Here is a 23,032-nt window from a genome sequence, read left to right on the forward strand (position 1 = left end):
CGCTCACTCCTTCTCTCTCAGTATGCGCACATCGCCCACTCGCTTGGTCACACCCGCGTCATCTAAGTGCTCCAACAGTAACATCGCATATTTCCGAGACGTATCCATCATATCACGGAACGTGGCTAATTCGATCTCACCATGACGCTGCAAGTACTGAATTACTTGCGCACGGGCATCCGTATAGACAGACATATGAATATATTCATACTTATCTAGACGGAACAGTTGTCGACCAATCATCTGATTAAACACTTCTTGTCTCGTCTGGTCATCTTGAATCACCGCTTCTGGCGTCGGTGGATTCATCCCCGCTTCACGGAAAGTCGCATCGATTTCGTCACTGATCTCACGTGCTTCTCCTTCCAGCTCTGGATTAAATGCCGTCAGACGAATGCGATTATCCTCACTGGCTACCAACTCTTCTTGCGTTATATACTTCAACAATGCATCCAAATCTTTTGGTGCTAACTCCTTGAATTTGGTCCGGAATTCTTCTAGTGGCATTCCTGATCGAATTGGATAAGTGGCATGATAATCACCCAAAAGTTGCTGGACGCGATCAGTGAACTGCTGGACATCTTCCGCCGCCATGACTTGATGCCCGAATGCGTAGAGCTTCCCTTGGTCAATTAATTCGCCGGTCAACTCTTTTACATGCGGCAGTTCGATATTAAGCTCTTCACTAATAGTTCGCTCATCCGTTAAGCCAGTCGTTTCTTTCCGCAAGAAGTCAATCATAATCTCACCAAAGTCTCCGGACTCTTTCACTTGCAGGCTCTCGATCACCTCTTCGTTGAACCGCTTATGCTTCTGCGGATCCTCGTCTAGGACAGTCCCACCCGCAATCGTGTGCAGTGGAGAGAATGAACGCAGGATGAAATGATCGCCTACTTTTGCCGACACCTTCTCTTCCAAGCGCAACTGCAAGTACCCGGTCTCGCCTTGATGAATGGTCTCTGCCCCGATTGGAACAATCCGTGCGCGGACTTCTTGCGTTCCTATATGAACATGCACGCGATCCCAGAGTTCCAAGGCATATGGAGAATCCGGCAAGCACTGCACATTCACATCTAACATATAACTAGCTGGCAAATGCGCCGTTGTTAGCACACTTCCCCGAGGCACTTCATCGACATCCACCTTCGTTAAGTTCAAAGCCGTTCGATTGCCCGGATACGCTACCTCTACATCTTCTTCGTGAATTTGGATATTACGAATCCGTGTCTGAAGACCACTCGGATAAATCGTCATATCATCGCCTACATGAAGCATTCCATCAACTAACGTCCCTGTGACAACTGTTCCGAACCCTTTTACCGAAAAGCTACGATCAACATTCAGACGTGGTGGTAATTTAGATGCTTCACGTGTCATCTGACTACAGCGCTCCGTAATCTCAGCCCGCAACTGGTCAATCCCAATCTCTGCTAAGGCATCGGTGGTGATAATTGGGGCCTCCGCTAAAACCGTTCCTTGGAATTGCTCCCGAATATCTTCTTGTACAATTTCCAGTAAGATCTCATCCACACCATCGACTTTCGTTAAGACAATAATGAAATTCTCAATCCCTAAGAGACGCAAAATATTCGCATGCTCAGACGTCTGTGGCATAATACCTTCATTCGCATCGATCACCAATAACGCCAAATCCAAACCTGGTGCCCCGGCTAACATATTCTTCAAGAACTTCTCATGTCCGGGCACATCAACAATTCCAGCTTCCGTCCCATCATCTAAGGTCATATAAGCAAAGCCCAAATTAATGGATAGCCCCCGACGATGTTCTTCTTCTGTTGTATCTGTATCAATCCCGCTCAGCGCCTTAATTAAGGTTGTCTTCCCGTGGTCAACATGACCAGCCGTTCCGATTACAATATTTTTCTTCTCCACCACTGTCATCACTCAACTTTCTGATAATGTTGTGTATGTCCCGCTGTTATCTACTCCGTAATACCCACTTGGTTGAATAGACTCTGCCTGCATCAGCTGTTGGATCGTCTCAATGTCTGCTTCCGGCAACTTCAAGGTCAACCCACACTGCGCACTAATACGCTCCGGTGTTGGGATAAGTCGCCCTTTTATACTATGACGGTCTATCACCGTCTCAGCATGCATAGCATCATGGGAATGATTAAATGTCAGGAGTAACATAGGCGTCACCTCTTCCTCGTCTAGCTCCGATATTATGGCTTCACCACACGAGAAGCACTGCGCATAATACGAACAATCTCGTACATATTCGTCGCTTCTCCGACCGGTAAGTTTTCTTTATCATAACCATAATAATCTAGGCACGTCCCACAAGACTGAATCTTCACGCCAGCTTCTTGTAGTTTCACCAGATCTTCACGCGCCTTAGATTCCCCGGCACTCACATGTACCCCGCTGTTATAGAACAAGACATGCGTTGGGAATTGGTCCTGTTCGCTCAAGGCGTACGTAAAACTTGTCATTAATTTTTCGCCGATTTCACGCTCTCCATCTCCCATCATATCACTGCTAATGACAACAACATACGCATCTTTCGTCAGATCAGTCATCGTTATCCCTCTTTCTATTGAGTTCGCTAACACTACCTATTTATCAGTCTAATTAATAATACTAATTGATAATAATTGTCTTGTCTTGTCTATCGGTCACTTGACCAATCGCTCGGGCAAAAATATCTTTCTCCGCTAATTCGTCTAAGAATGCTTGGCTATGCTCTTCATCAATACTAATGACTAACCCACCCGATGTTTGTGGGTCAAGCAAGACTTCTTCCATAGCGGGATCATCGATTTGGAAGTCAAGATGTTCAGCTAAAAATGCCCGATTCCGCTTACCGCCTCCGGTTGTCAGAGCCTGCTCTGCACCGCTGTAAGCTTCTTTAATATACGGAACCTGCTCGGCTTTAATCTCCGCACTCACCCGCTTACCTAACATTTCCTTAATATGACCTAACAAACCAAAGCCTGTTACATCGGTCGCACTCGTAATAGGGTGATGCTTCATCACATCCGCCACATGCTTGTTCAGCGTCGTCATCCAATGACACGCCTCATCGAAGGCTTCTTGGCTCAACTTGCCTTTCTTATACCCCGTTGTAACGATCCCTACGCCGATTGGTTTAGTCAGAATAAGGATGTCTCCTACACGTGCCCCATCATTGCGAATAATATGGTCTGGATGAACACGTCCATTCACAGATAGACCATACTTAATGGTATCATCATGAATCGAATGCCCCCCGCTCAGACTCGCTCCGGCTTCGTGCACCTTACTGGCACCTCCGCGTAAAATCTCCCCTAACAAGTCATAATCATCCCCACTTGGATAGGTGACAATATTAAGCGCCGAAATCACTTCGCCTCCCATTGCATAGACATCACTTAACGCATTCGTCGCTGCGATTTGACCGAATAAATACGGATCTTCTACCATAGATGGGAAAAAGTCAATCGTCTGAATCACGGCAATATCATCACTTAACTTATAGACTGATGCATCATCACTTGAATCATAGCCAACAATTAAATTCTCATCATCTCTCGTGGGAATCGTCTTCAACAACGCACTGAGGTCACCCGGACCTATTTTGGCGTTTCAGCCACCTCCCGCTGACATACACATATGTTTTCTTTTTTTCTCTTCACTCATTTTACAGCCCCTCCTACATATCAATCATCACCTAAAAGCTTACCACTTCGCACAAAAAAATGCAATTATTATTAAATAATTCACATACTTTTTGTTAGTGATTTATTATTTAATGCTACACGCTACCATTGTCTTTATAACTTTTCTTCTTCGAAAAATTTAATTATTCTTAAATCAGTTAATCTGAGTAGACATTTGTCATTTTTGTGCTATAATGAACTTGTAAACCGTAAAGATTGATTCACTATCCTCAAAAGGAGTTGTTTTATATGGAACTTAAGGGATTTTACTATATTCGTTGACCAGTCTATCCGGACAAGGTTGTTAACAGTATACAAAGGAGTCTAGATTATTATGCAAATCATCACTAACAATCCAACCATCCGTAACCATATTACAAGTTGTCCAATTCAGTTCGTTGATGGAGCGATTGATGCGGTGTTCGAGCAGGTGCGCCAACTGATTATTAACGATAAAATAAGCTTACTCACGCACCCACTCAGTAGCAGTTTGAAGCCGAACGAAACAGTCTACAAGTCTGTTATCCTAACAACAACACCCGGTGAAGCGATCGATCTAACTAGTCTAGAAATGATTGAACGTGCAGCCCTGGTACATGGAAAATTTCAAAAAAATCAACATACACCCGAGTGGCCGCAATCGATCTTAGATGACTTTGCCTTAATTGATTTAGACTTAATGCAACAAGCGCTAATACGCGCTCAACGACCCAGTCAATCACACAACAACTTATAAAGAGGTGACTTACGATGAAATTAGAAATTGGCGAAATTACTATTAAAGATGTAACGCTAGCTGATGAAACAGCCCTAAACGATGGACACTTAACCATTAACAAGCAAGATCTGATCGATATCGTCTTAGAAGATGACCGTCTCGCTTCTGCTGACGTCCAACTCGCAAAACCTGGTGAAAAAACACGAATTACACCGGTCAAGGATGTCATTGAACCAAGATGTAAAGTTGATTCTGAAAGTGGGATCTTCCCTGGCGTTATCAGTAAAGTAAACGAAGTCGGTCAAGGTCGTACGCATGTGATGAAAGGAATTGGCGTCACAACTGTCGGAAAAATTGTCGGATTCCAAGAAGGGATCATCGATATGTCTGGACCAGGTGCTGAGAAGACACCTTTCTCTCAGATTATTAACATTTGCTTAGTCATCAATCCAACAGAGGACTTGAAGACACACAGTTACGAAGAAGCAGTCCGACTAGCAGGGCTTCGCGTCGCAACCTTCATCGGAAAATTAGCAGAAGAAATCGAACCCGATGAAGTGAAAACATTCGAGACGAAGCCGCTTGTTGAGCAAATGAATGAGTACCCTGACTTACCAAAAGTCGGTTATGTCTACATGCTTCAGACACAAGGATTGTTGCATGATACGTATGTTTACGGCACAGATGCCAAGCATATCGTTCCGACCTTGCTTTACCCAACTGAAGTCATGGATGGTGCGATTATCAGTGGTAACTGTGTATCCGCATGTGATAAGAACACCACTTACCACCACTTGAACAACCCAATTATTGAAGATCTCTACGCACGTCACGGGAAAGATATTAACTTCGTGGGCGTCATTATTACGAACGAAACCGTCTATCTAGCTGACAAAGAACGCTCCAGTGACTTCACATCCAAACTCGCTGAATTTATCGGTCTAGATGGTGTCATCATTTCTCAAGAAGGATTCGGAAACCCAGATACGGACTTAATCATGAACAGTACCAAGATTGAGAAAAAAGGCATCGATACCGTTATCGTAACGGATGAATATGCTGGACGCGACGGTGCCAGCCAATCATTAGCTGATGCTGATCCATTGGCAAATGCAGCTGTCACCGGTGGGAATGCGAATGAAACGATTCTCCTCCCAGCAATGGACCGTCTCATCGGAACACTTGATTACGTAGACGTGATTGCCGGTGGATTCGATGGCTCACTACAAGCAAGTGGTGAGATTGAAGTTGAGATCCAAGCCATTACCGGTGCTACGAACGAACTTGGCTTCAACCGCATGTCCGCTCGAGGCGTTTAAGTAGGAGACTTTAAGGAGGTTATACCATGAGTAATTACAAAATAGTCCACTATATTAACCAGTTCTACGCTGGTATTGGTGGCGAAGAAAAAGCAAATACAGAACCCTTTAAAAAAGATGGCCCTGTTGGACCGGGACAAGCCTTCAATGGCGCTCTCGGTAGTACAGCTGACGTTGTAGGAACCGTTGTCTGTGGTGACAGTTATTTCAATGAGAATGAGGATGCCTTATCGACCGTCATGGACATGATTAAGTCATTCGAACCTGATCTCGTCATCGCTGGACCTGCCTTTAACGCTGGTCGTTACGGAATGGCTGCCGGTGCCGTTAGTGAAGCAGTTATGAAGGAGTTAAACATTCCAGCCGTTACCGGGATGTATGAAGAAAACCCTGGTGTGGACATTTACCGTCAAACACCATACATCGTTGAAGTCGGCTCTTCTGCTGCATCCATGCGCAAAGCCGTCCCAGCGATTGCTAACTTAGTGAAAAAACTATTAGCTGATGAGGAAGTCAGCCCAAGTCAAGATGGCTACTTCACTCGTTACCGTAAAAACTTCCAAGCTGAGCACCGTGGATCTACCCGTGCCGTTGAGATGCTTGTGAAAAAACTAAACAAAGAAGACTTCGAGACTGAATATCCAATGCCTGAATTCGATAATGTCGATCCCGGTGACGCTATTAAGGATCTCGCTAATGCGAAGATTGCTCTCGTCACATCAGGTGGTATCGTACCAAAAGGCAACCCAGATCACATCGAGTCATCAAGTGCTTCTAAATACGGTAAATACGATATCAGCGACTTCTCTGACTTAACAGAAGACACACACGAAACCGCACACGGTGGTTATGATCCAAGTTTTGCCAACGAAGACTCTGACCGCGTTCTACCTGTTGATGTCTTACGCGAAAAAGAAAAAGAAGGTGTCATTGGCAAACTATTTGACTACTTCTACACCACAACCGGGAACGGAACCGCCGTGGCTAGTGCGAAGAATTTCGCTTCCGAAATTGCCGAAGAACTCAAGACGAACGGCGTCGATGCTGTTATTCTAACATCCACTTGAGGTACCTGCACACGTTGCGGAGCAACAATGGTAAAAGAAATCGAAAAAACAGGTATCCCAGTCGTTCACATGTGTACCGTTGTCCCTATCTCCAAAACAGTTGGGGCCAACCGAATCGTACCAACTATTGCGATTCCACACCCACTCGGCAATCCGAGCCTAGACGCCAAAGAAGAATACAAATTGCGTAGCAAACTCGTCGACAAAGCACTCGATGCCCTACAAACAGACATCAGCGCCCAAACCGTCTTCGAATAAAAAAGTGCATGCTAAATCAAAAGAGGCCAGCAACTGGCCTCTTTTATGTTTTTCTTGAATTTTTTGGGCTCTTCAACTTAGAATAGCTACCGTTGTTTTACATAGTGAATTATTTTCCCAGCAAATAACAATCCTGAATAGAGATAAACTGCTTCAATACTACTCATATTGGAGATAAAGGAAGATTCTGAAATTTCCGCTATCGATTGGATACTCCCTAAGATTAATATAATTAAAACACATAGAACGGTTGCAACTAATTGATCTTTTGAAATGTAACTAGCCTGTTCAGTAACAAATATCTCTATGATTAAATTAAAGATTAAAATAATCATTAAAAGAACAGGTGATAACTTAAAGAAAAACCCCATAAAGACAACTCCAAAATATAAAACTATTCCTATGATAGGAAGGAACTTTTTCATTCTCAATTCCCCCAACTATTTTTATATTATCATGTTAGCATAAAAACAGCTTGAGTACATCATGCGAACTCACACTGCTTTTCGTTTACTTTTAGTCATATTCACTTAGCGGATAAGGTGCTAGCGAGGAAAAATCTCCCCAACACCAAAAGTTATAGAACTTATTTATCTTTAGGTTTTTGATAGTTGTATAATTTATATTTCTAACTAAATAGTTGCCCCTACTCTGCTCGCCCCCGAACACGAATATAATCTCGTGCATATTTAGAAAGGATATCCGTCACATACACAAGCAAAATATAGCACATAATATAGAGCATCACTTCTGAATAATTTTGATAGGACATTGCTAGTCGGAAAGCCTGACCCAAACCGCCTGCTCCAACAAACCCAACAATCATCGACGCTCGAATAATATGCTCCCATCTAAATAAAATATAATTCAAAAATTGAGGAATGAGCTGTGGAAGAATCCCATACACAAAAATCAGCTTGTTATCTGCACCATTTGTCTGCAAATGATTAAGCGCTCGTTGATCCATATTCTTAATTAATTGTATCGTCAAGTGACCTAACACACCAAAGTTATGCAACGCCAAAGCAACTGCTCCTGGTAGAGTGCCCGGCTTCACGATAAAGACTAAGATAATCGCCCACAGCAACTCTGGCACCGATCGAGTCACTAAAAATAACCCTCGCTGCAAACCATAAATCAACTGCCCCATCCAAGAATGCTCGCCTCGCATCTGGGCAAAAATATGCCAACTGCCTAAAATTAACCAAATAAATAACGGAATAACAGCTAAACCAAGTGCTACCACACTCATCACAATTGTCTCTAACGATAAACGACCCGCCTCCTGCCACATCGTCCAGTCAAAAAAGGCCGGCTGAGTACTATCCAATCCAAATAAACGACCGAAGAACACTTTAACATAGTCGGCATTGGAATACTTCAGCAACTCTTGAATAGTCGCCTGATCAACGAAGATAATATAGATCCACGATCCTATAATACTTAGCAATAGCACCACAAGCGCTCGCCGACGCTTCGATACACCTAACATCATCTGTTGTTGAAATAAATCACCGAGTCGATTCATTCCGATGACCATCAGAATCAAACAGATCACATATACCCACATCTGTTCATACGCTAAATCCTGTACCGTAAGAATGACATAGGATCCTAAACCGCCTAATCCAACAAAACTAAGCACCGTTGTTGAACGAATCGCACACTCCAGACGATAAACCGTATAACTCATCATATCAGGAAACGCACTGGGGAAGTAGCCATATAGCAAACATTCTAATTGACTCGCCCCTGATGCTTTCAAAGCATTAATTTTACGCTGATCCACCTCAATTAAAAAATCAGCATAAATCTTACCCAAGTCGCCTGCATAAGCAATGGTCAAAGCAATAATAGCCCCTAATGGATTAAACCCTACGGCTGCCACGAATAACCACGCCCAAACTAACTCATGCACTGCCCGAAACCACCCTAAAAAGCCACGGAATGCGACAACAACTGACTGATTCTTAATCATTAACCCTGACGCAAGCACACCTAAAATCAAGCCAAAAACAGTCGCCGTTGAGACTGAAATAAGTGCATAAATAGCTGTCTCCAGTGATGCATGTAGTGCTGTCAGCAATACACTCGCACGAAGATCAATATTAACCAACCCTGACCCAATTTGTCGAAGAATCGCTCCACCACCTGTATGCATAACACCCCCATGCCAGTCAACAAAAAATAAACTCGTCATAAAGACCAAAAGCAGTGTAATGAACACATGACTATTTCGATGGTTCATTGTTACATTATTATCCATAAGTGCTCCTTATAGCTCATAAATCTGATTAATTGCATCTTGGGTCAACTCCATCGTCGGTCCATCAAAGCAAATCTGGCCATCTTTAATCCCAATCACTCGATCAAAATATTGCTTCACATACTCAATCGAGTGCATACTAGCGATTAAAGTCTGATTCTGCTCTTCTGTCAAGCGTGTAATCAGTGACAAAATATCATGCGACCGGGCAGGATCCAATGAAGAAGTTGGCTCATCTACTAATACAATAGTCGGCTGCTGAACTAACAAGCGAGCTAGTGCAACACGTTGCTTCTCCCCGCCGGATAAATGATACGTTAATTGCGCTGCCTTCTCTTCCAATCCTACTTGCTCTAGCGCTTGTAACGCCACTGTTGTATCTTTTGGACGAATAAATGACTTCAACGCCTTCGTAAAGGACCAGTCGTTAAGATGACCACAGAGCACATTTTGTAGCACCGGCAGTTCTTCAATTAAATCATACTGTTGATTTAACATACCAATTTTTTGTGCATAGATTTTTCGCTGCGTGTACTCCTTAATTGACTGCAATTGAATCATGATTTCACCACTATCAGGTTGCTTCAACTTCATCAGAAGTGACATCAGTGTTGTCTTTCCCGAGCCACTCGATCCAATAATGGCAACTTTTTCTTGCGGATAAATCGAAAACGAGAGTCCATCAAGCACGGTTTGGTGACTGAATTGTTTTACCAGCTGATTAACTTGTAATATAGGCTGAGCCATCTTTTCTCTATCCCCTTGCTTAATTATTCAACATATTCAATTCAGTAGCAACTTCTTTAATTGAATCGTAGTTTGCATTTTCTGTTTCGATAAATTCATCCGCACTGAGCAATTCCATGACTTTACTATCACCTTTTTTCATGGCTAACAATACATCTTTTACTTTTTCCTTGGTCCCTTCACCGAATTTAGCATCGACATTGTTAATGGTCCAGTTGTAGTCAAAATATTCTGGCGTACGGTAAAATTCAACCGCTAAACTGTCATCCACTTCCCCATCAGCCACTGCTTGATCCCAATATTGCATATTTACAACACCGATTTGGAAGGCACCTGACTCGACTAATTTGTACGTTCGGTCATGGGAACCTGAATAATTTGGTTTGTCCGTCAGATCTTCATCTGGATTGATACCCGCTTCAGTCATAAAGAATCGTGGCATTAAGTGCCCTGAAGTCGAACTCTCACTCCCAAAAGTAAATGTATGATCAACAATATCCGTAAGTTCAGCTACATCCTCTACATCAGCATGCTTAATAAAGACAGACTGAAACTCTGCATCTTGTGGTCGTTGTGCAATAGCTTCTGCTTCCGGTACAGCATTCATGACTTGCACACCGGTTAAACCACCGAACCAGCCCATATCAATCTCACCACGTTCGAAGCCTGTTACTAATGCTGCATAGTCTGGTGTCGGAACGAATTCAACATCAAGTCCCGTCTCCGCACTCAAATATTCAGCAAAATCACCAAAGGCATCATTCAATTCTGTCGCATTGAAGTCCGGAATCGCACCTATCTTAAATGTTTTATCTGTTTCGGTTGTAGGAGCTTCTGCCTCTGTCGTATCAGCTGACTCACTACCTTTATCCGCACAAGCACCTAACATGATAACTGCCAGCATCCCCATCATAACCTTCATTAATTTCTTCATCCAAATTCCTCCATTTATTTTTTATATTTTCATATTAGCATAAAAACAGTGTGAGTACATCATGCGAACTCACACTGCCCTTATAGATCACATAAACTCAACATTTAATTCCTTACTTTTTTAGAACAATTTTCCATCCTTCTGTACCTAATTTTTCAAATTTAACAACCTCTAATCCTTCCTCTGCTGCATAATTAGGAATAGTTGTTGTCGCTTCGGGACAAGTGAATTCATGTTCAATAATTTGGCCTGATTCGGCTGTTGCCACTACTTCTTTCAACTCAATCAACGGTTGTGGACAGTCTTTTCCTTTAGAATCTAATGTAATTATGTCTTGGTTTGTCATCATAACCCTCTCCTTTAAGAATATTCAATAAGTAAATAACACATTAAACAGATTGTTTATAAAATAGTCTTGCTCCTGACCAAACACCAATAACGATGAACAATAATCCCCACCATGCTTTTAGGGATAATGTTGCTGTTCCAACTAGGCCATTCCCAATAATGCATCCTTTCGCCCAAATTGCGCCAACGCCCATTAACGCACCGCCACCAAATGCACGCATTAAGTTCTTGCCATTGGTTCCCTTGAATGAGAATTCTTGGCTACCCCAAGTTGCGATGAGCGATCCAACAACTACTCCTACGATGAAGTAGCTTGTCCAATTAATATTGGCTTCATGACCAATCCATAAGTTGAGCCAGGAAATCATTGGCGTTGTAATCCCAAATCCTCCATTGCGTCCGGCTGTATTACTTGATAACCAAGCAATACCTGCTAATACTCCAATTAAAATCGCTACTGCTTCTTTAGACCATATTTTCTCGAAGAATAAGTGACGAAAACCTGAATACTCTGGAGGTAATGTCACTGGAGTAGGCCGTTCTTTTTTCTTCTTATACATCCGTCCAATCGCTACACCTGCTCCAATCACCGCTAAAATAATGGGTGAGAATGAGAACCAATCTGTTGCCGCGGGTGTTTCAACCACAGCAATATCACTTAATCGCTCTGATATAGGATGGATCATCCCTTGCTTTGCAGCGGCCGCCGTGAGAACAAAACCGAAGAACGTCATCCATCCCGTCAAGCGTCCATCTCCAAGTTTCACTAATGCAATCCCACAACAACCATTCGCGACTACTGCACCAAAACCAAATAATAAACTCCCTAATGCTACATTAAATAGCGAAAAGCTATCGGCTTCTGGTGCCGGAATGAAGTCAAAATTAACGAGCGTAAAATAAATAATCGCTTGAACAAATATCATCGTTAAAAAAATCCAAATATTTTCGAATCGATGCTCTAAATAAATATCTCGCAAAGTTCCTGTAAAACAAAATCGGGCTCGCTTCAACATAAATCCAAGTAAAAAACCAATGATAATCGGATAAATTATAGCAACGCTCATATAAACTCCTCCTATTTAGTTACTTATTTCACAATAATATGTTAGCTTTAGCCTCCTTCCTAACTATGTATAAGTAGTAGAGGCGAGACGTAGGCAATCTATCTTCTGTACGCTCGCCTCATTACTTTATTAAAATAGAAGTTAACGTTTCATCATTGAGAACGTATCATACATTGTTATGTTAGACTAACCCTTCTGCTTGCATTATATCACGGGCCTTAGCCACATTTGCTTCACTGACTAAGACGATTGGCCCTGCACAACCCATTCCGCTCTCTGCATAGATATCCGCTTTCCACAAGAGTTCGACGGCCAAGTCTAAATCGAGCACATCAATACCACTGATCGATTCAGTCACCACTTCTTTCTCTGGCATCTCAACTGTCTCATCACTCGTTGCAGCTTTTTCTTTTGGCGTTAAACCTTCTAGAATATCTCCTAATTTAGCTTTATGGGCTTTTTCGTACTCTGCCTGACTGACTTGTACAAGCCCACCTTTTGCCACTTGATAAGCATATTCCATCGCGTTGGCAATCACCGCTGCTCCACTTGCTCGAGAAACAATATGAATATTCTTATCGAAGCCTTCACCAATACCTGGTCCATAACCATAGCCCGTTGCTTCCACTCGCCCGCCAGTATTATACGCACTGAATAACTTCATCAAGATATTTCCCGTTAAACTGTCGGTTACAATAACATCGGTACTTCCCACCAGCAAGTCATTTCCACGTAAGACACTGCCCCCATCTGCTCGAATGGACTGACCAAATGTGATCTCATACCCATTATCAGCCAATGCTTTCAAGGCACGTTCAGTTGTGTTCGCTCCATCAACATTCAAGACACCAACAGTTGGCTCTTCAATGCCCGCTGCTTTCGCTGCAATGATCCCATTAATGGTATTTAATACTAACGCTTGATTGCGCACAGTAGCCGTTGTTCCGGTTGTTGTTGCAATAAAGACATCACGATTGGTCGCAGGGGCAAAGATACGTCCCACTGTCGATACACCAATCGGGAAGGCATGATGAAGTGTCACGCCCCCTTGCACCACATCTTCATCGAGTAGGCGGTCTAATGTTGCTTCGACTTCCTCTTCGCTGGTTGCTTCATAGAACTCATAATCAGCTATCCAGTCTTGCTCTTCACCGATTAGAACCACTTCGAACAATTCCTTTGCCCGAGCTTTTTCGGCAGCTTCCTTCATCACATCATAGCCATGTTCACTTCCGTTAATCGTCAGTGCAATTTTTATGTTTGGACCCATCGCACCGGTCTCCAGTGCAGTGGCTAATTCCTCAAATACATCACTTATCGTTTGTTTAATCTCTGCATTAGACACATTATCCCTCCTTACTCTACCTTGAAGTTCTGGGCAAATTCACGTAAGGCTTGAGCCACTTCAGAACGGACTAACTCTTTTGTATCCGCACTTGTGTTGTCTTCAGCACCTTTACCATCATTTCGTTCTAAAATAACGGAAATCCCATCGAATAAGTTGGTCATACGTCCTAAGAAGAGTGATCCTTTCCCGACAATCATGGCTCTATTGAAGTCACCTGTTGTCAAGTCATCGATCGCAAAGCCAAGGTATGGTACACCACTTGGAATATGACCTTGTGTCGGCGCCCAACCTGGAATTAACTTCTCTGATACGAAGGTTGGTAACTCTTTTCGGTCAATCTCTTTACGCATCACACCGATTGCACCGATCATCTTCAAGTTCGCTGTTGGCACATCACCCGCGCCAGCAGGTTTTGTAATATCAGGGTTCTGCATCTCAACAGAGTACGCATCGATTCCTTCAACCGTGATATCCGCTTTATCCAAGGCTGAACCGATTAAAGCTTGGGTAACCGCTTGTGGGCTAGAACCACTAGATACAGTATGACGCCCAATATAATCAGTACGGATCACAGGTGAATGACCATCATCTTGACCAACTAAGAACGCAACACCCGCTAGAGCATCTTCTAAGACTGGCATCTCTTTACCAATATGGCTCTTACCATTCATTCCTAATTTCGCTGTTGATCCACCTGCCACAACAATAACATTTTTGAACGTTTCTGCTTTTACGTGAGAGGCCGCTGTAACTAGTGCGTGCGTTGGTGCCGCACAGAATCCACGCAAGTCTGATCCATTGGCATTCGGCAAGCCAGATAATTCAGCGATCGCTTTTGCCAAGTTTCCGCCTCCACGTTGGTTAATGTCACCCACTGCCTCTTCAGAACATTCAATCACGTAGTCAATTTCTGCTGGATCAATATCATTATCTTTCAACAAGTGACGAACAGACAGAATACCGCTTGCCTTGCTGACTAAGTTCTCTAACATAATATGAGCAGATAAGTTCTCATCTGAATCATGTGCTCGAGTAACAACCCCAACAAGCTGCTCCCCTTCATAGAGCCCTTCTGCTTCATTCTCATCAATCTGTTTTTGTAGCCACTCTGCCGATTCCGTCTTCTTAATCTTGTCTACATCATCCTTGAACAAGTCACTTTCTGCTAGAATCTCCCGCACTTCTTCCGCATAGCTCTCTTCTAAATAAACAAGATCAAACACATCCACAAGAGACAGTAAGCCATAAAACTCTTTCTGAGGCATAATCTCGCCCCGGTTACTGTAGCGTTTCCCTTCGATTGGGTGTTCGTACCAAGGTGTTTGAACATCTTTTAGCTCACTATGATGAGTATTCCCGATATACGTCTGGTTTGGGGCATAATTAACGACTTCTTCATAACTTCTTAAGTGATTGGGTAATTGCTTCAGATAATCACTCTCAGGATTGGCTGCCCGCTCTTGTGTCTGGGTCGTTCCATTATGAATCACCATATCCGGTGTATGCACCAATACATAACTTGCTGCTTTCAAATTAGCAAAGCTCATAAAACTGCTCCTTTACTTTTCTCATCCGATTCATTTCGTGAAAAAGTTAACTTAACATTTTAACAAGTTCCCACAACCGCTTACGAAAAGAATAAACTTAACTCTTCAAGTAGCGGTTGGGAACTTGCCTCTATTGTTAGATGACATCGTGTTTTAAATATGCTTTTTCACGAATGCTTCGATCGCTGCTTCATCCATTTCTTCTTTCGTCAATTCATCGACTTTTTCGCCGTTTTCATAGATACTAATAACCGGCAAGCCTAAGATACGGTGCTTGATGCAGAAACGACGGACACCTTTTTGTGAGGTGTTAAATTTTGTGAACTTTAAGTCATCTCCGTATTTTTCAGCCATCTTCTCAACAGTTGGCATTAAGGCAATACAGTCTGTACAGCTCTCGCCCCACCAGTCAACTAATACTTTCCCATCTGCTTCTACTACTTCTTGATCAAAATTGTCTAAGTTTAATTCTAACATCATCATTCTCCTCCATTTTAAAGTTATCTATTATCTGTGATGTTCAACATATTTTTGGGCTGAGTGAGCAGCTGTTGCTCCATCGCCAGCTGCTGTAATGACTTGGCGTAAGTCTTTTGGTCGAATATCCCCAGCTACGAAAACACCTAGAACGTTTGTCTTCATCGCTTCATCTGACTCCACATATCCCCACTCATCCAAGTCCACTAACTCTTCATAAATGTCGGACTCAGGGATATAACCGATAAAGACGAAGACACCAAATGTACCATCTTCTTCTGCTGCTTCAAACTCAGTTGTTTCCTCAGTTTCAGTATTCTTGATGGTCATCCCTTCCACCAAGCCGTCTCCTTTAATCTCAGTTACCACACTATTGTAGATAATATCGACATTATCACATTTATCTAATTGATCGATTGCAATTGGAGTGGCAGTTAGTTTATCCAAGTTTTGGATAATAGTTACTTTACGGGCCATTGTTGCCAAGAAAGTCGCCTCTTCTACGGCAGAGTTCCCACCACCAACGACATATACTTCCATATCTTCGAAGAACGCCCCATCACATGTTGCACAATAGGATACGCCTTTCCCGCTTAATTCATCTTCACCCGGACAACCAATTTTTCGTGGCACCGCTCCACTCGCAATAATAATTGCACGCGTCTGATATTCTGTGCCATCTTTCGTGCGAACCGTCTTAATATCACCCTCAGTGTCGAAATTAACAACAGTCTTACCCACTACAAGCTCAGCTCCATATTTTTCTGCTTGTTGTACCATACGATCCATTAACTCTGGTCCAGTGGGTTCATCACCTTCACCGAGAACAGCTCCAGGATAGTTAGCGATTTCATGTGTTAACGTAATTTGGCCGCCCAATTTTTTCTTCTCTAGGACGATTGTTTTTAAGTTAGCTCGTGCGTTGTAGAGTGCCGCTGTCAATCCAGCTGGCCCCCCACCGATAATGAGCACATCATAAATCTCAGTCATCGTATCACCTTTTTCTTGTTAATTTTTTAACTTAACTTCTTAAATAAATAAGCGCCAGTGTCTAAAGTAGACACCAGCGCCTGTTAGTGTATCATTTTTATATTGGTGTCAATTGTTAGTATTTACTAAATTGTGATCGGATAGTGGACATTTCCTCTTTAATCTCATCGACTTCTAGGATCATCTCCATCATCCCAATTTGATCCTCGTAGATACTCTCATCAACAAATGTCTTGAACTCATCTTCTAATGCGTGATAGACAGCTAATCCTAGCTGAACATTTGTTAATGGTCCAGCATACGTTGGATCCCCGTTCGAGACGGTCTCAGCGGCTAACCCAGCAGCTTCTGCCTCGGCACCACCTAATATCACAACAACATTCTCTTCTCCATATTTTTCCGCGGCATCTTTAACTCTACGTTGATTTTCCAAATCCATCGCTCCCGCGGCCGTTCAGACAAAACACTCCGTAGAAGAAAAGATAACCTCAGCGCTTGTATCTTCTAAACAAGCTTCAATTGCTTGACCGGGAATTCCATCACGGTCTCCAATAACAACAACTTTTTTATTCTCTAAGCTCATTGTTATCCCTCCAATATCTTTATTTTTTTACAAGCTTTTCACTTGTTAGGTTCATTATATCACATGAAATATCCATGTCAACCATAACCCTTTTTATCTACAAAAAACTTTTATTCGCAACAAAGAAACCGTTTAATCATTTTTAACCCAGCGTCTTCGTATCAGGGTTGATTGTGATATTGTAATCATACGTTAACTCCAACCCATTCTTCTCCTTATACTTGTAGTCGTTATATACTTCTACGACATCTTTGGTTAAGAAGAAGAGCGCTATAATGTTAGGCAGTGCCATCATTCCCATTGCCATATCTGCTAATTCCCAGACAAACTCACCACTAATATATTGACCAGCGAACAGCGCACCAAAAACAATAAGGCGGAACACACGCAACACCCATTTATTACTAGTGATGAACTTCACATTTGCTTCGGCGAAAAAGCTCCATCCTACAATTGTGGTCAACGAGAAGAACGCCAACGCAATCGACAAGAACGGTCCACCTAGCTGTCCGAATACATTGGAGAAACCTGTTTGCGTCATAATAATCTGGTTAATCTCACCATTGACATACTGTCCATAACTCCCAGACATTAAGTTCATCATGACCGTTGTTAAACAAATAACAAATGTACTCATAAAAACACCAATCATCGCAATAAATCCTTGCTTCACAGGGTGGTCAGTTTTTGCGATTGCATGTGAGTGTGGAGTTGAACCCATCCCTGCCTCGTTAGAGAACAATCCGCGTGCCAACCCAAAACGAATCGCTGTCTGCATTCCAATTCCGAGCGCTCCACCATAAATTGCTTCCGGTTTAAACGCCCCCACCACAATATCGCGAAGCACTGGAATTAACAAATCGATATTCAATACAACCGTAATTAACCCACCTAAAATATACAATACTGCCATCGTTGGAACAATCATCTCTGTAAACTTACCAATACGGTTCGCTCCACCAAGAATAACACCACTTACTATCCCGACCAGCACCACTGCTGAAATAAGTGGATTAATTCCCAGTGAATCTCTGAAGGAAGTCACTACCGCATTAGACTGCACCATAACCCCCACGACACCCAAGGCAAAAATACATAAAACAGCAAACGTGTAGGATAAAAACTTACTTACTTTTTTATTTTTAAGCCCTTTTTGAATATAGTAGGCTGGTCCTCCCACTACTTCACCCGCTCTCTCGCCACGGTATTTTTGGGCTAAGACTGCCTCAGAGAATATCACCGTCATTCCGAAGAACCCTGAGATAATCATCCAAAAAGCAGCACCTGGTCCTCCCATCGCCACTGCTGTCGCCACACCGATAATATTCCCTGTTCCCACTTGAGCGGCTACCGCTGTCGAGAGTGATTGGAACGGCGTCATCTCCCCTTCCTCCACCTCAACATCATTCTTAATATCACGAATCAATTGAGCCATCGCTGGAAATAATCGTGTAAATTGTGGGAATTTCAGCTTAATCGTTGTATACACCCCACATCCAATCAATACAATTAACAGAATATAGTTCCACAACACATTATTAAAGCTCTGTACAAAGTTCACCATGTTCATTCATATCCTTTCATATTATGCATTATGCTTAACGCTACTAAAAGAACGGAATAAACTAACCTAGTTTACATGAGAATTTTCTCGATCAAAATACTGTATAACGTCTCATCACGGCACCTCTTTCACTATTAATTTAATTCACTTTATTTGCTCATCAATTCACTAATTACATATTACCATATCCTTAGACTTTTTCCAATAGTCATCCTCTTTTTAAATCACATTTATTTATTTTGACATCTTGCTCACTATCTGATAAACTATTATTGTAGATGGGGATGGATGGGCTACTGGTGTACCCTCTGGTCTTCAAAACCAGTATGAGGAGTTAGGAGCTTCTTGGGTGAGTTCGATTCTCACACATTCCCGCCAGACATTAACCGCTGCTTCGGCAGTGCTAAACAGTTGGAGTCCAGCACTTGCTGGGCTCTTTTTTATCTCCTCATTCATGGCGTAAACATAACTCTTTTATCTAGTAAGGCTTGCCACTTATTCAGCTAGTTTTGCTTGATAACCCCTGCTCTCCTTTAAAGAAAAGGCTTTCATTCTAGTTAATATAAGTATACCATAATGATAATCAGACATGCAAGCTCCATCTTGAACCCCCCCTCTTGGATTCCATAAAAAAAAAGATGGCATCTCTACCTATTCAGCAGACATGCCATCTCTCTGTTATCTAACGTATTACTTACTCATCAATGCTTGGTTAGCCGTAATAATTGCTGTCTTGTAGACATCTTCTTCCACACAACCACGTGAAAGATCAGAGATCGGTTGGTTCAATCCTTGTAAAATTGGACCCACTGCCTCAAATCCACCTAAACGTTGTGCAATTTTATAGCCAATATTTCCAGCTTGTAACTCGGGGAAGACGAAAACTTTCGCTTGACCAGCCACATCTGAGCCTGGAGCTTTTGCCTGCGCTACTGCACTTACAAAGGCTGCATCAAACTGTAATTCTCCATCAATTGCTAAGTCAGGATTTTGCTCCTTCGCTAATTTTGTCGCTTCGATGACTTTATCCGCTTGCTCACCAGACGCTGACCCTTTAGTAGAGAAGCTCAACATCGCAACTTTTGGATCAATATCGAACATTTCAGCCGTACGCGCACTTTCTACCGCAATTTCAGACAATACTTGTGCATCTGGGTTCGGGTTAATCGCACAATCTGCGAACAAGTAACGCTCTTGACCACGCAGCATAATGAACGCTCCTGATGTGCGTGATACTCCTTCGCGTGTCTTAATGATTTGTAGCGCTGGACGCACGGTATCAGCCGTTGAGTGAGCCGCTCCAGATACAAGTCCATCTGCCTTACCCATGTAGACTAGCATTGTTCCGAAGTAATTCACATCAGTCAAGATCTCACGTGCCTGTTCTTCGGTTGCTTTCCCATTCCGACGCTCGACGAAGGCATCCACCATCGCATCAAATTCGGCATAATCTTTTGGATCAAGAATCTCGATTCCATCCAAATTAAAGCGGTAATTTTCCGCAGCTTTATGCACCTCTGCTTCATTCCCGATTAAGATAGGAACAACTAAGCCTTCACTGTGCAAACGCACAACCGCATTCAAGATTCGTGCATCGGTCGCTTCTGGGAAGACAATCCGCATGCCTTTGCCACTAACTTTCTGTTTTAAACTTTCGAATAAATCCAAATTTATCCCTCCATCAATTTATATCTTGCCTTTTCATTGTAACAAAATTCTCACTCAGAATACAGTAATTGCCCCTTTAATCCGCCATCCCGACCGACTAAAGGGGCTAATAGACCTAAAATAGTTTGTTTGGCAACAATATTAGTTAACCACACCTTTTTTCAGCAACAAGTTTGCATATAAGGCGGTCTCGCTCGTCTGAATAACGGCAAATGCCTCTTTCGTTCGATCATAAAAATCAAATCGATCGATATGAGTTAACTTACCCGCATATTCTGGGCTTGCTTGCAATGACTGATGATAGTCTTCCCAAATCTCTGGCTGATTCGCTTCATCTCCTGCTACAACTTGCATGAGAACTGCTTGATCGTCACTATAAGTGTCGAGTGGGAAAAACTCCAATATTGCTTCCAACAACTCTAAGGCACCATGACCCGAACAATCAATCACTTGCGCATTATGTGATGCACTTGGAAAATTTCCATCTGCAATAACAATTTCATCGCCGTGTCCCATCTGCATTAATACTTTCATTAACTCTGGGGATAAAATCGGTGGTATCTTCTTTAACATATTGACACTCCTTTTTATTCATTATTGTATCTCTAATCACCTTATCTTGTTTAAAAAAGAGAGGCTCTGTGCAAGCCTCTCTCTTTTTCTACCACTTAACGAATAGACTTGTATAATGGACCATATGCTTGGCAAGCACGGTAGTCACTACCTTCTTTGTCATCACCAAATTCGACCCATGAGTGAGGACGGAAAATATTTTCTTCATCAATATTGTGCAATGCTACTGGGATACGCAACATAGATGCAAGTGTAATCAGATCTGCGCCAATGTGACCATGTGAGATTGCCGCATGGTTAGATCCCCAGTTATTCATTACTTCATATGCTGAGCGTGCATTCCCTCGCTCACTGACTCGTGGCGCGAACCAAGTTGTTGGCCATGCTGAATCAGAGTTTTCCATCAACTTGTCGTTGACTTCTTCAGGAAGCTCCACAGAGTATCCTTCAATGATCTTAAGCGTTGGTCCAACCCCTTTAACAATATTTAGACGAACCATCGTCATCGGCATTTTATTCTCTGTGACAAAGTTTGAAGAGAAGCCACCGCCACGGAAGTATCCTTTGTTCGCTGGTGACCAGAGTGTCTCATCCAACTTGTCTTGAACATCTTCCTCTGTTACCTCGTAGAATGGTTTCACTTCTCGACTTCCCGCATAATCTAACGCACTTGAGCCTGAGTTGAGTAGTAAGATTAGACCATCTGCTTTTTTAGCGATATCATCTTGTAAGTCGTAATCTGCGACTCGCTTAATTGAATCTGTTGACCAGAACGTACGTAAGTCACTGAATAACTGTGCTTTATTCGTCAGCAAGTTATTAAACACCATACCTAACCCGTTCAAGATATCATTCTCCGTCGCTGTCACAAGCGGTTCACGCGTGCCATTCCAGTCGAAGGTTGAGTTTAGGATAGCTTCCGCGAAATCTGCATTTGGCCAGTGATCTGTCCATTGACGTTGACCTTGGAAGCCACTTGCAATTGCATTATGGCCTAATTGCTCTTCAGAGAATTTATTCTCTAAGTCCGGATTCCCTTGCATTAAGTCACGGATAATCATCGCTGTTTTAACAGAGAATTCCCACTGCTCGTCTTTTTCTTCTTCTGAGAAGCGGTGACCTTCTGGCGTCTGGTCTGGTCCTTCTTTACAGTTCTTACGTGTCCACTCTAATGCTCGCTTGAACTCTTCTTCGTCATAAATGCCTTCATTCATCCGACGAATAATCTCAATCATGTCAATTGATTCTACTCGCAGGCCGAAGTATTGTTCTAATAAGTCATAATCCATAGCTGAACCAGCAATCCCCATACTCATTGACCCAATTTGTAGGTATGATTTTCCTTGCATGGTCTTCACAGCTACTGCTGCTCGAGCAAAGCGTAGAATTTTTTCCTTCACATCAGTTGGAATACTTTCGTCATCTGCATCTTGAACGTCTTGACCATAGATACCAAACGCTGGCAATCCCTTCTGCGCATGCGCAGCAAGAACAGCGGCTAAATAAACAGCTCCCGGACGTTCCGTTCCGTTGAATCCCCAGACAGCTTTCATCGTATGTGGATTCATGTCCATTGTTTCTGAACCGTAGCACCAGCATGGCGTTACAGTTAATGTAATATCCACACCTTCTTTACGGAACTCTTCTTCACAACGCGCTGACTCTGGTACACGAGCAATCGTTGAATCGAAGACAACTACTTCAACGGGATCACCATTACTGTACTTCACTTCACTTCGAATAAGCTCTGCTGCGCGCTTCGCCATATTCATGGTCTGCTCTTCTAGACTCGCTCGTACAGAAAGTGTCCCTTCACGTCCATCAATCGTTGGACGAATTCCAATCTTTGGATAACTATCAGCAAATCTTCCTTTACCCATCGTTCATTCCTCCTAT

General features: G+C 42.7%; 22 protein-coding genes and 1 tRNA gene. 4 read left to right on the plus strand and 19 right to left on the minus strand.

Features of this window, described 5'->3' with window-relative positions; genetic code table 11:
- Positions 1 to 3 precede the first annotated feature (3 nt).
- From selB to selD, 4 genes are all read right to left on the minus strand, one after another.
- Positions 4 to 1,902, minus strand: coding sequence for a selenocysteine-specific translation elongation factor (selB, locus tag HMPREF9703_RS08240; protein WP_040377062.1), 1,899 nt, complete (start codon positions 1,900 to 1,902; stop codon positions 4 to 6).
- 3 nt (positions 1,903 to 1,905) lie between these two features.
- Positions 1,906 to 2,154 carry a putative Se/S carrier protein gene (locus HMPREF9703_RS08245; RefSeq protein ID WP_004636990.1) on the minus strand — a complete coding sequence of 83 codons (249 nt, stop codon included), beginning with the start codon at positions 2,152 to 2,154 and terminating at the stop codon, positions 1,906 to 1,908.
- Positions 2,155 to 2,186: 32 nt separating this feature from the next.
- Positions 2,187 to 2,543: a sulfurtransferase-like selenium metabolism protein YedF gene (gene yedF, locus HMPREF9703_RS08250; protein ID WP_004636993.1), complete on the minus strand. Its 357-nt coding sequence runs from the start codon at positions 2,541 to 2,543 to the stop codon at positions 2,187 to 2,189.
- Between the two features lie 61 nt (positions 2,544 to 2,604).
- Positions 2,605 to 3,579, minus strand: coding sequence for a selenide, water dikinase SelD (gene selD / locus HMPREF9703_RS08255; RefSeq protein WP_040377064.1), 975 nt, complete (start codon positions 3,577 to 3,579; stop codon positions 2,605 to 2,607).
- Between the two features lie 417 nt (positions 3,580 to 3,996).
- Here selD and HMPREF9703_RS08260 point away from each other — a divergent pair, with 417 nt between their 5' ends.
- From HMPREF9703_RS08260 to grdB, 3 genes are read left to right on the plus strand one after another with little or no spacing between them, the layout of a single operon-like run.
- Complete coding sequence (locus HMPREF9703_RS08260) at positions 3,997 to 4,398, plus strand: GrdX family protein (protein WP_004636996.1); 402 nt, start codon at positions 3,997 to 3,999, stop codon at positions 4,396 to 4,398.
- 14 nt (positions 4,399 to 4,412) lie between these two features.
- On the plus strand, positions 4,413 to 5,699 hold the full coding sequence (locus HMPREF9703_RS08265) for a glycine/sarcosine/betaine reductase component B subunit (protein ID WP_004636998.1): 1,287 nt from the start codon (positions 4,413 to 4,415) through the stop codon (positions 5,697 to 5,699).
- Between the two features lie 26 nt (positions 5,700 to 5,725).
- Positions 5,726 to 7,024: a glycine reductase complex selenoprotein B gene (grdB, locus tag HMPREF9703_RS08270; protein WP_081476671.1), complete on the plus strand. Its 1,299-nt coding sequence runs from the start codon at positions 5,726 to 5,728 to the stop codon at positions 7,022 to 7,024.
- Between the two features lie 86 nt (positions 7,025 to 7,110).
- Here grdB and HMPREF9703_RS08280 read toward each other — a convergent pair whose 3' ends face one another.
- From HMPREF9703_RS08280 to HMPREF9703_RS08340, 12 genes are all read right to left on the minus strand, one after another.
- Entirely contained in the window at positions 7,111 to 7,395 is a 285-nt protein-coding gene (locus HMPREF9703_RS08280; RefSeq protein ID WP_040377066.1) for a hypothetical protein, read from the minus strand.
- A gap of 275 nt (positions 7,396 to 7,670) precedes the next feature.
- Positions 7,671 to 9,290, minus strand: coding sequence for a PhnE/PtxC family ABC transporter permease (locus HMPREF9703_RS08285; protein WP_004637005.1), 1,620 nt, complete (start codon positions 9,288 to 9,290; stop codon positions 7,671 to 7,673).
- 9 nt (positions 9,291 to 9,299) lie between these two features.
- Positions 9,300 to 10,037 (minus strand): phosphonate ABC transporter ATP-binding protein, encoded by a 738-nt coding sequence (locus HMPREF9703_RS08290; protein WP_004637007.1) that lies wholly within the window; start codon positions 10,035 to 10,037, stop codon positions 9,300 to 9,302.
- Positions 10,038 to 10,056: 19 nt separating this feature from the next.
- A complete protein-coding gene (locus HMPREF9703_RS08295; protein ID WP_004637008.1) occupies positions 10,057 to 10,971 on the minus strand; it encodes a putative selenate ABC transporter substrate-binding protein in 915 nt (304 codons plus the stop codon).
- Positions 10,972 to 11,083: 112 nt separating this feature from the next.
- Positions 11,084 to 11,317 carry a sulfurtransferase TusA family protein gene (locus HMPREF9703_RS08300; protein WP_040377135.1) on the minus strand — a complete coding sequence of 78 codons (234 nt, stop codon included), beginning with the start codon at positions 11,315 to 11,317 and terminating at the stop codon, positions 11,084 to 11,086.
- A gap of 43 nt (positions 11,318 to 11,360) precedes the next feature.
- Positions 11,361 to 12,386 carry a YeeE/YedE family protein gene (locus HMPREF9703_RS08305; RefSeq protein ID WP_004637010.1) on the minus strand — a complete coding sequence of 342 codons (1,026 nt, stop codon included), beginning with the start codon at positions 12,384 to 12,386 and terminating at the stop codon, positions 11,361 to 11,363.
- Positions 12,387 to 12,567: 181 nt separating this feature from the next.
- Positions 12,568 to 13,731, minus strand: coding sequence for a glycine/sarcosine/betaine reductase complex component C subunit alpha (grdD, locus tag HMPREF9703_RS08310; RefSeq protein ID WP_004637011.1), 1,164 nt, complete (start codon positions 13,729 to 13,731; stop codon positions 12,568 to 12,570).
- Positions 13,732 to 13,742: 11 nt separating this feature from the next.
- On the minus strand, positions 13,743 to 15,281 hold the full coding sequence (grdC, locus tag HMPREF9703_RS08315; protein ID WP_004637012.1) for a glycine/sarcosine/betaine reductase complex component C subunit beta: 1,539 nt from the start codon (positions 15,279 to 15,281) through the stop codon (positions 13,743 to 13,745).
- Between the two features lie 153 nt (positions 15,282 to 15,434).
- On the minus strand, positions 15,435 to 15,761 hold the full coding sequence (trxA, locus tag HMPREF9703_RS08320; protein ID WP_004637013.1) for a thioredoxin TrxA: 327 nt from the start codon (positions 15,759 to 15,761) through the stop codon (positions 15,435 to 15,437).
- A 27-nt stretch (positions 15,762 to 15,788) separates the two neighbouring features.
- Positions 15,789 to 16,748, minus strand: coding sequence for a thioredoxin-disulfide reductase (gene trxB / locus HMPREF9703_RS08325; protein ID WP_004637014.1), 960 nt, complete (start codon positions 16,746 to 16,748; stop codon positions 15,789 to 15,791).
- A 115-nt stretch (positions 16,749 to 16,863) separates the two neighbouring features.
- Positions 16,864 to 17,331 (minus strand): glycine/sarcosine/betaine reductase complex selenoprotein A, encoded by a 468-nt coding sequence (gene grdA / locus HMPREF9703_RS08330; RefSeq protein ID WP_077862897.1) that lies wholly within the window; start codon positions 17,329 to 17,331, stop codon positions 16,864 to 16,866.
- A 142-nt stretch (positions 17,332 to 17,473) separates the two neighbouring features.
- Positions 17,474 to 18,895 (minus strand): alanine/glycine:cation symporter family protein, encoded by a 1,422-nt coding sequence (locus HMPREF9703_RS08340; RefSeq protein WP_050815211.1) that lies wholly within the window; start codon positions 18,893 to 18,895, stop codon positions 17,474 to 17,476.
- 280 nt (positions 18,896 to 19,175) lie between these two features.
- On the opposite strand from HMPREF9703_RS08340, the gene HMPREF9703_RS09010 reads away from it, so the two are divergent.
- A tRNA-Sec gene (locus HMPREF9703_RS09010) sits at positions 19,176 to 19,273 on the plus strand.
- 312 nt (positions 19,274 to 19,585) lie between these two features.
- Here HMPREF9703_RS09010 and pta read toward each other — a convergent pair.
- The 3 genes from pta to HMPREF9703_RS08355 form a co-directional block, all read right to left on the minus strand.
- The gene (gene pta, locus HMPREF9703_RS08345) at positions 19,586 to 20,563 is read right to left on the minus strand and encodes a phosphate acetyltransferase (protein ID WP_004637018.1); all 978 of its coding nucleotides are present in this window, start codon (positions 20,561 to 20,563) and stop codon (positions 19,586 to 19,588) included.
- Positions 20,564 to 20,704: 141 nt separating this feature from the next.
- Entirely contained in the window at positions 20,705 to 21,136 is a 432-nt protein-coding gene (locus tag HMPREF9703_RS08350; protein WP_004637019.1) for an RbsD/FucU family protein, read from the minus strand.
- Between the two features lie 95 nt (positions 21,137 to 21,231).
- The gene (locus tag HMPREF9703_RS08355) at positions 21,232 to 23,016 is read right to left on the minus strand and encodes an L-fucose isomerase (protein ID WP_004637020.1); all 1,785 of its coding nucleotides are present in this window, start codon (positions 23,014 to 23,016) and stop codon (positions 21,232 to 21,234) included.
- Positions 23,017 to 23,032 lie beyond the last annotated feature (16 nt).

The organism is Dolosigranulum pigrum ATCC 51524 (assembly GCF_000245815.1).
GTDB classification, from domain to species: Bacteria; Bacillota; Bacilli; order Lactobacillales; family Carnobacteriaceae_A; genus Dolosigranulum; species Dolosigranulum pigrum.